The sequence below is a fragment of the Streptomyces niveiscabiei genome (assembly GCF_001419795.1).
In the GTDB taxonomy this organism is placed as follows: Bacteria; Actinomycetota; Actinomycetes; order Streptomycetales; family Streptomycetaceae; genus Streptomyces; species Streptomyces niveiscabiei.
This window is the reverse complement of sequence record NZ_LIRL01000605.1, coordinates 1-7,459: the sequence shown is the minus strand read 5'-3', so window position 1 is coordinate 7,459 and position 7,459 is coordinate 1. Positions and strand designations below refer to the sequence as shown.

Below are 7,459 nucleotides of genomic sequence, written 5' to 3'. Positions count from 1 at the left end.
CTCCCGCACCGCCACCCCGAACACCGGGCCCCTCAGCGCCATCCGCGGATACCGCCGCGACGCCTCGACCGCGTCCGCCTCCATCACCCACGCGACCGGGTCGTCCCGTCGGACCAGTTCCGCGTGCAGCTCGTCGATGTGTCGCTTCCAGTCATCGGTCATGTGCGCATTGTGGTCGCGGCGGGGGTGCGGAACGGGGGGAACCGGGAAAGTGGGGGCCTTTGTTCGACCTGGTCGGAACGGGTGCGGGTGCCTCGCGGCGGTTTCCCGGGTCATACGGCCACCACCCCGTCACAGTCCCGTCACGGCGCTACCCCCGGTCCCGGCCGGGGCCCGATGATGTTCCCCGATCACCGCAACCCACCCCGGGGGGACCCATGGGCTTCATCAACAACGCCAAGGCCAACGAGGCGTCCCGCATCGCCGCCCTGGCGTACACCGAGGGCCGCCGCGTCCTCACCTTCAAGATCATCGAGGCCGGCTCCTCCTCCCGCACCACCGGCCTCATGCCGGGCGTCGGCGAACAGATCGAGGCGATCGAGGCACAGGGCTGGACCCTGTCCACCATGACAGCGGCGGAGGGCAAGGCGTTCACGGGGGACCGGACGGCACTGATCTGCTTGTTCCGCCGCAACTGAGCGGACGGTTCGGCGGGCGGGGGCCGGCGTCCGTACGCCGCGGCGACGAGCCGCCCCCGCCGGCGTCCCGCCTGAGCCGCCGCCACCGCCTCCTCGGCGTCGGGCGCCTCCAGGTAGTCGTCGGCGGTCAGGAGAAGGCGCTCGTGGATCGCCGCCGCGCGGTTCTCCGCGGGAATCCTGGCCAGGTCGCCATCGAAATCGGCCGCGCTGTCGTTGTCGAAAGGGCCGGTTCCCCAGGTGCCCATGTGTGCCTGCCCGTCCGTCTCGGTGGTCCCCACCTTCGCACCCGGCACTGACAACGCCTCTGACCTGCGGAATCCGCGTGATCGCTCACGGCGAACACGGGGGCGGGAACATTCGGGGGCTCATGTGCATTGAGTCGGCATAGCTCAACTTGACTGCCGAAGGGGAGATCATGGCTTCGTCGTCCTCAACGCTCACTCTGCCCGTGCTGCCGCTCGACGGCGAGGTCGTTCTGCCGGGCATGGTGGTTCCGTTGGATCTGAATGACGCTGATGTGCGGGCCGCGGTGGAGGCGGCGCAGGCCGCCGCGCGGACCGAGTCCGGGAAGCCGAGGGTGCTGATGGTGCCCCGGGTGGACGGGAATTACGCGGGGACGGGCGTGCTCGGGACCGTGGAGCAGGTCGGGAGGCTTGCCGACGGGGACCCCGGCGCGCTGATCCGCGGACGCGCGCGGGTGAAGATCGGGGCCGGGACGACCGGCCCGGGCGCCGCGCTGTGGGTGGAGGGCAGCCGGCTCGACGAGACGCTGCCCGAGCCGCTGCCGGGGAGCGTCACCGAGCTGGTCAAGGAGTACAAGGCGCTGGCCACGGCGTGGCTGCGCAAGCGCGGCGCCTGGCAGGTCGTCGACCGCGTACAGGCCATCGACGACGTGTCCGCGCTGGCCGACAACTCCGGTTACTCCCCGTTCCTGACCCTGGACCAGAAGATCGAGCTGCTGGAGACGGCCGACCCGGTCGCCCGCCTCAGGACGGCGACCCAGCAGCTGCGCGACCACCTCGCGGAGCAGGACGTCGCGGAGACGATCGCGAAGGACGTCCAGGAGGGCGTCGACAAGCAGCAGCGCGAGTTCCTGCTCCGCCGCCAGCTGGACGCGGTCCGCAAGGAACTGCGCGAGCTGAACGGCGAGACCGAGGGTGAGGAGTCGGACGACTACCGCGCCCGCGTGGAGGCCGCCGACCTGCCGGAGAAGGTCCGCGAGGCCGCCCTCAAGGAGGTCGACAAGCTGGAGCGGTCCAGCGACCAGTCCCCGGAGGGCTCCTGGATCCGCACCTGGCTGGACACGGTCCTCGAACTCCCGTGGAACGAGCGCACGCAGGACGCGTACGACATACAGGGCGCGAAGTCGGTCCTGGACGCCGAGCACGCGGGCCTGGAGGACGTGAAGGAGCGCATCACCGAGTACCTGGCCGTCCGCAAGCGGCGTGGCGACCGGGGCCTGGGCGTCATCGGCGGCCGGCGCGGGGGCGCCGTACTGGCCCTCGTGGGGCCGCCCGGCGTCGGCAAGACGAGTCTCGGTGAGTCCGTCGCGCACGCGATGGGCCGCAAGTTCGTCCGCGTCGCCCTCGGCGGCGTCCGGGACGAGGCGGAGATCCGGGGCCACCGGCGTACGTACGTCGGCGCGCTGCCCGGGCGGATCGTGCGGGCGATCAAGGAGGCCGGGTCGATGAACCCCGTCGTCCTGCTCGACGAGATCGACAAGGTCGGCTCCGACTTCCGGGGCGACCCGGCCGCCGCCCTCCTCGAAGTCCTCGACCCCGCGCAGAACCACACCTTCCGCGACCACTACCTGGAGGTCGAACTCGACCTGTCGGACGTGGTGTTCCTCGCCACGGCCAACGTCCTGGAGGCCATCCCGGAGGCCCTGCTCGACCGGATGGAGCTGGTCCGGCTCGACGGGTACACGGAGGACGAGAAGGTCGTCATCGCCCGCGACCACCTGCTCCCGCGCCAGCTGGAGCGCGCGGGCCTGAACACGGACGAGGTCACCCTCCACGAGAGCGCGCTGCGCAAGCTCGCCGGGGAGTACACCCGCGAGGCCGGGGTCCGCACCCTGGAGCGGTCCATCGCGCGCCTGCTCCGCAAGGTCGCCGCCCAGCACGAACTGGGCGAGCGGGAGCTGCCGTTCACCATCCGGGACGAGGACCTGCGCGCGCTCATCGGGCGCCCGCACCACGTGCCGGAGTCCGCGCAGGACCCCGCCGAGCGCCGTACGGCCGTCCCGGGCGTGGCGACCGGCCTCGCGGTGACCGGCGCGGGCGGCGACGTCCTGTTCGTCGAGGCGTCCCTCGCGGACCCGGAGACGGGCGCGGCGGGCCTCACCCTGACCGGGCAGCTCGGGGACGTGATGAAGGAGTCCGCGCAGATCGCGCTCAGCTTCCTGCGCTCGCGCGGCGCCGAGCTGGAGCTCCCGGTCGGCGACCTCAAGGACCGGGGCGTGCACATCCACTTCCCGGCGGGCGCGGTCCCCAAGGACGGCCCGAGCGCCGGCATCACGATGACGACCGCGCTGGCCTCGCTGCTCTCCGGGCGGCTGGTCCGCACGGACGTGGCGATGACCGGTGAGGTGTCGCTGACCGGGCGCGTGCTGCCCATCGGCGGGGTCAAGCAGAAGCTGCTGGCCGCGCACCGGGCCGGGGTGAAGACCGTCATCATCCCCAAGCGCAACGAGGCCGACCTCGACGACGTCCCGGCGGAGGTGCTGGACAAGCTCGACGTCCACGCGGTGACGGATGTGCGGCAGGTGCTGGAGCTGGCGCTGACGCCCGCGAGGAACGAGGTTCCGCTGGCGGCGTGACGGGTGCCGGCGGAGTGGGCGGAGGCTCGGGTTCCCCTTGATGGGGGCCCGAGCCTCCGTACAAGTCCGTCCCCTGACAAGACCCCTACGCCCACCTGCGAAATACTGTCCGAACTGCGGCGATGAGCCGAGCGGACGACAGGGAGCACCGAAGTGAGTGACGACGGGAACGGCGGCGCCGTGGGAGGGGCCGACCGGGAGTTCCTCTCGCTGGAACGGGAGCTGACCGTGTTGCTGCGGCGGGCTCGCGCCAACCAGGGCGAGATGGCCCGCGAGGTGCACCCCGACCTGGAACCGGCCGCGTACGGGCTCCTCGTGCGGCTGGAGGAGACCGGGCGGCGCCGGGCCACCGAGCTGGCCGCGTACATCGGCGTCGGCAAGGCGACGATGTCCCGGCAGCTGCGCGCGCTGGAGGAGCTGGGCCTCATCGCCCGCGAGCCCGACCCGGCGGACGGCAGGGCCTGGCTCGTCGAGCTGACGGAGGAGGGGCGGAGCAGGGTGAGCCGGGTGCGGGAGGCGCGCCGGGCGATCTACGTGGCGCAGCTCGCCCACTGGGACCGCAAGGAGGTCTCCGAACTGGCGAGGCTGCTGGGGGAGTTGAACCAGGTGATGGAGAAGTAGGGCAGGGCACGCACGTGGGCGGGGCCGCGCCCGCCTCTCGCCGATCCGCCCCGCGCTACAGCTCCACGTACACCGCGCTCGCGTCGTCGTGCGTCTTGCCGCGCCGCAGAAACACCCGCGCCTGCGCGTCCGCCGACTCCAACTCCCGTACGCGGGAGACGAGTCCGGCGGCGCCCGCCTTGCGGACGTACGGCAGGAGGTCGGCCCAGCCGCCCTCGTGGAACGTCTCCACCCAGCGGGTCGCGCCGTCCGTGAGGCCGAGCAGGGAGCGGACGGCGGCGCGCGGGACGCGTCCCGTCACCGCGCGGGCGGCCACGGACGGGTCGGCGGCGGCCGTGAAGAAGCCGCCCTCCTTGTTGCGGGCGCGGGCGTCGGCGACCTCGTCGGAGACGAGGAGTTCGCGCGGGAGGCGGGCGAGCCGGTCGTCGAGGACCGGGGTGACCGTGCCGTCGGGGGACTCCAGGAGGAGCGCCGCGTCGGACAGGACCAGGTACTCGACGTACTCCGCGCCCCAGCGCGTGAGCGCGACCGTCGCCTGCGGAGTCCGTGGGTGAGAAAGGTCACAGGTTTGTGAATGGGAGGTCGCGGTTCGGTGGATCGCGCGGGACAGCGCCTCGGCGAGCGGAACATCCGGGAGGGAAGCGGTCAGTTCGGTCAGGGCCCCGCCGAGCCGCGCGGTGTACCAGGGCACGGTGTGGACGCACCCGCTCGGACCACGCGGCGGCGTCACCCCGTCCAGCACGACGAGCACACCCCCCTGTCCGGCTGCGGGAACGCAGAGCGCGGCGAAGTCCTCGTTGGGGCGGGCCGGATCGCCCGGCTCGGACACAAGTTCCGTACGCATCGGGTCAGTCTGCACGTACCCGCGCACACTGCGGCCGAACGGCTCGCGATGATCGTCCCGTTGACGTTTCTTTGCAGGTCAGACGGGTGATTTGGGCGGGAATCGAGCCCTTGGGGAAGACGTGTCGGCGAATACTGCCAAAGCCCGGCGCCCGCGTCCAACCGGCGGGCCGCGAGGGGAACCGGCGCGCGCCGGGGGAACTTGCCCGCCAACTCCCCTCCGATGTTCACTCCTTCGGGTGGCGGGTCAGGTGATGAGCGCTTCCCGCCCACCGGCACTGGGAGGGTCGGGGACCGTACCGGTTGTGCGCTGGTGTTGACCGAGCGTCATCCGGTCCCATGGGTACACGAGTTACAGGAATGCGAGCACCGGTGCAGAAGACGCGGCCTGGGCGCACAGAACAGTCGGCTTCCGGGGCAGGTTCGCCCGCCGGTGCGGCTTCGGGTGCGCCCGTCGGCAAGGGCCGGCCGACCCATGTGCGCAACCGGCTGATCATCGCCGTGGCCGTGGTGGCCGCCGCGATCGGCGCGGCCGGTACGCCGTCCGTGCTCGCGCTCTCCGCCGAACTCAAGGATTCCCAGGAGCTGGTGACGCTCGCCGAGCGCACCCAGGAGGCGCTGGTCCTCGCGCACTCCCTCGCCGATGAGCGCGACCAGGTCACCCCGTACCTCGCGACCGGCCGCGACAAGGAGAGCGCCCCCGACACGCAGGTCACCGCCCGCGTCGACCGGCAGCTCACCGACCTGCGCGCCGCCGGGAACCTCCCCGCCGCCGTCTCCGGCATCGCCGCGATCCGCAAGAACGCGCTCGACGGGAAGAGCACACCGCTCCAGGCGCACGAGGCGTACAGCAGGACCATCACCGACCTGCACCGCCTCGCCGAACAGCTCGCCCAGCAGACCCCGCCGCGCGCGGGCGCCGGTGCGTACGCCCTCGCCGAGCTCGACTCCGCCGTCCAACAGGCCGCCGCCGCCCGGGGGTTGCTCGTCGCCGCGCTCGACGTCCCGGTCGACGACGGCTACGACACGTCCGGCGCCGCCGAGTTGCGCGACGCCCTCAGCGCCGCCGCCCAACAGGCCCGCCTGCGCTCGGACTCGGCGCTCGCGGACTTCCGGGAGACGGCCCCGCAGCGCATGGTCGACGCGTACGACTCGACGGTGACCGGCGGCGAGAACGACGCCGCCGAACGGTACTTGACCCAGCTCACCGACCAACCCGTCCTCGGCGACGACGACTTGAAGGCCACGCCGACCGCCGTGGACGCCGCCCTGTCCGCCCGCATCGAGCTGATGCGCGGCGTCGAGGCGTCCCTCTTCGACCGCCGCACCAAGGAGTTGGAGACCCTCCGCGACGACGACGTCACCGGGCTCGAACTGCGCGTCGCGCTGCTCGGGGCGCTCATGCTGGTCGCCGTCGGGGTCGCCACGGGCATGGCGCGCAGCCTCACCCGGCCGCTGTCCGCCGTACGCCGGGGCACCGCGCGGCTCGCCGAGGCGGCGGAGCCCGGCGCCGAGGAACCCGTCAAGTTCACCGGCCGCAACGACGAGTTCGCCCAGGTCGTGCGGTCCGTCAACGCGCTGCACGCGCACGCCGCCGGGCTGCACGAACGGCTCGCCACGCTGGAGGCCGACCGCAAGCACCTCGTCGGGCAGCGGCAGAAGATGGCCGACGCGCGCGAGGAACTCCGTACCGAACTGGCCTCGGTCACCGGGCAGTTGGAGGGGCTGCGGGCGTCCATCGGGTCCACGTTCGTCAACCTCTCGCTGCGCACCCTCGGGCTCGTCGAGCGTCAACTCGCCGTCATCGAGGGTCTTGAGGAGCGCGAGCAGGATCCCGAGCGGCTCGCGACGCTGTTCAAGCTGGACCACTTCGCTACCGTCATGCGGCGGCACAGCGAGAACCTGCTCGTCCTCGCGGGGGCGGAGCATGTGCAGCAACATCCCGGTCCCGTACCGCTCGTCGACGTCGTGCGGGCCGCCGTCTCCGAGATCGAGCGCTACGACCGGGTGCGGATCTCCTCCCTTCCCGCGCACGCCCACATCGCCGGGTTCGCCGCCGACGATCTCTCGCATCTCCTCGCCGAGTTGATGGAGAACGCGACCTCCTTCTCGCCGCCCGACCTGCCCGTCGAGGTCTCCGGCTGGCTCCTGGAGAACGGCGACGTCATGCTCTCCGTCCAGGACGAGGGGGTGGGCATCGAGCCCGCCCGCCGCGACACGCTGAACGCCCGCCTCGCCGAGTCCGACCCCGAGGTCCCCTTCGAGGGGGAGGGCGACGAGGGCCTCGGCCTGTTCGTCGTCTCCCGCCTCGCGGGGCGGCACGCTGTGCGGGTGCGGTTGAGGGGGCAGAAGAAGACGTCCGGGACCGCTGCGGTTGTCGTCGTCCCCACCGCCGTACTGGCCCCGGCGCCGTCCGGAGCCGTACCGTCCGTCACGCCGGGGGCGGTTGCGGGCGGGGTGAGCCTGCCGGGGGCCGATGCTGAGGTCAACTCGCATGTCATCGGGGGGCGTTCGCGCAACCGGGACCTTGCGGTGGAGT

General features: G+C 72.4%; 6 protein-coding genes and 1 pseudogene. 4 read left to right on the top strand and 3 right to left on the bottom strand.

The features are described from left to right. On the bottom strand, positions 1–162 hold a 162-nt coding region (locus AOK24_RS51215), incomplete at its 3' end, for a DUF5954 family protein (RefSeq protein ID WP_240554147.1). A 215-nt stretch (positions 163–377) separates the two neighbouring features. Between AOK24_RS51215 and AOK24_RS51210 the strand changes: the two genes are divergently transcribed. After that, the gene (locus AOK24_RS51210; protein ID WP_055722777.1) at positions 378–638 is read left to right on the top strand and encodes a hypothetical protein; all 261 of its coding nucleotides are present in this window, start codon (positions 378–380) and stop codon (positions 636–638) included. A gap of 83 nt (positions 639–721) precedes the next feature. Here the strand turns inward: AOK24_RS51210 and AOK24_RS52350 are convergent. Then, positions 722–883, bottom strand: a pseudogene (locus tag AOK24_RS52350) (DUF4259 domain-containing protein); the annotation flags it as partial. A gap of 170 nt (positions 884–1,053) precedes the next feature. On the opposite strand from AOK24_RS52350, the gene lon reads away from it, so the two are divergent. Further along, a complete protein-coding gene (lon, locus tag AOK24_RS27680) occupies positions 1,054–3,456 on the top strand; it encodes an endopeptidase La (RefSeq protein WP_055722776.1) in 2,403 nt (800 codons plus the stop codon). A 153-nt stretch (positions 3,457–3,609) separates the two neighbouring features. Further along, complete coding sequence (locus tag AOK24_RS27675) at positions 3,610–4,077, top strand: MarR family winged helix-turn-helix transcriptional regulator (protein WP_055722775.1); 468 nt, start codon at positions 3,610–3,612, stop codon at positions 4,075–4,077. 55 nt (positions 4,078–4,132) lie between these two features. On the opposite strand, the gene AOK24_RS27670 is transcribed toward AOK24_RS27675, so the two are convergent. Then, on the bottom strand, positions 4,133–4,921 hold the full coding sequence (locus AOK24_RS27670) for a protein phosphatase 2C domain-containing protein (protein WP_055722774.1): 789 nt from the start codon (positions 4,919–4,921) through the stop codon (positions 4,133–4,135). 359 nt (positions 4,922–5,280) lie between these two features. Here AOK24_RS27670 and AOK24_RS27665 point away from each other — a divergent pair. After that, the coding region (locus tag AOK24_RS27665) for a sensor histidine kinase (RefSeq protein WP_338060955.1) at positions 5,281–7,459 on the top strand (2,179 nt) is incomplete at its 3' end.

What these genes read in the sequence shown, in the direction of transcription:
- lon (WP_055722776.1), top strand. Translation starts at nt 1,054, where the DNA reads ATGGCTTCGTCGTCCTCAACGCTCACTCTGCCCGTGCTGCCGCTCGAC.
- AOK24_RS27670 (WP_055722774.1), bottom strand. Translation starts at nt 4,921, where the DNA reads ATGCGTACGGAACTTGTGTCCGAGCCGGGCGATCCGGCCCGCCCCAAC.
- AOK24_RS51210 (WP_055722777.1), top strand. Translation starts at nt 378, where the DNA reads ATGGGCTTCATCAACAACGCCAAGGCCAACGAGGCGTCCCGCATCGCC.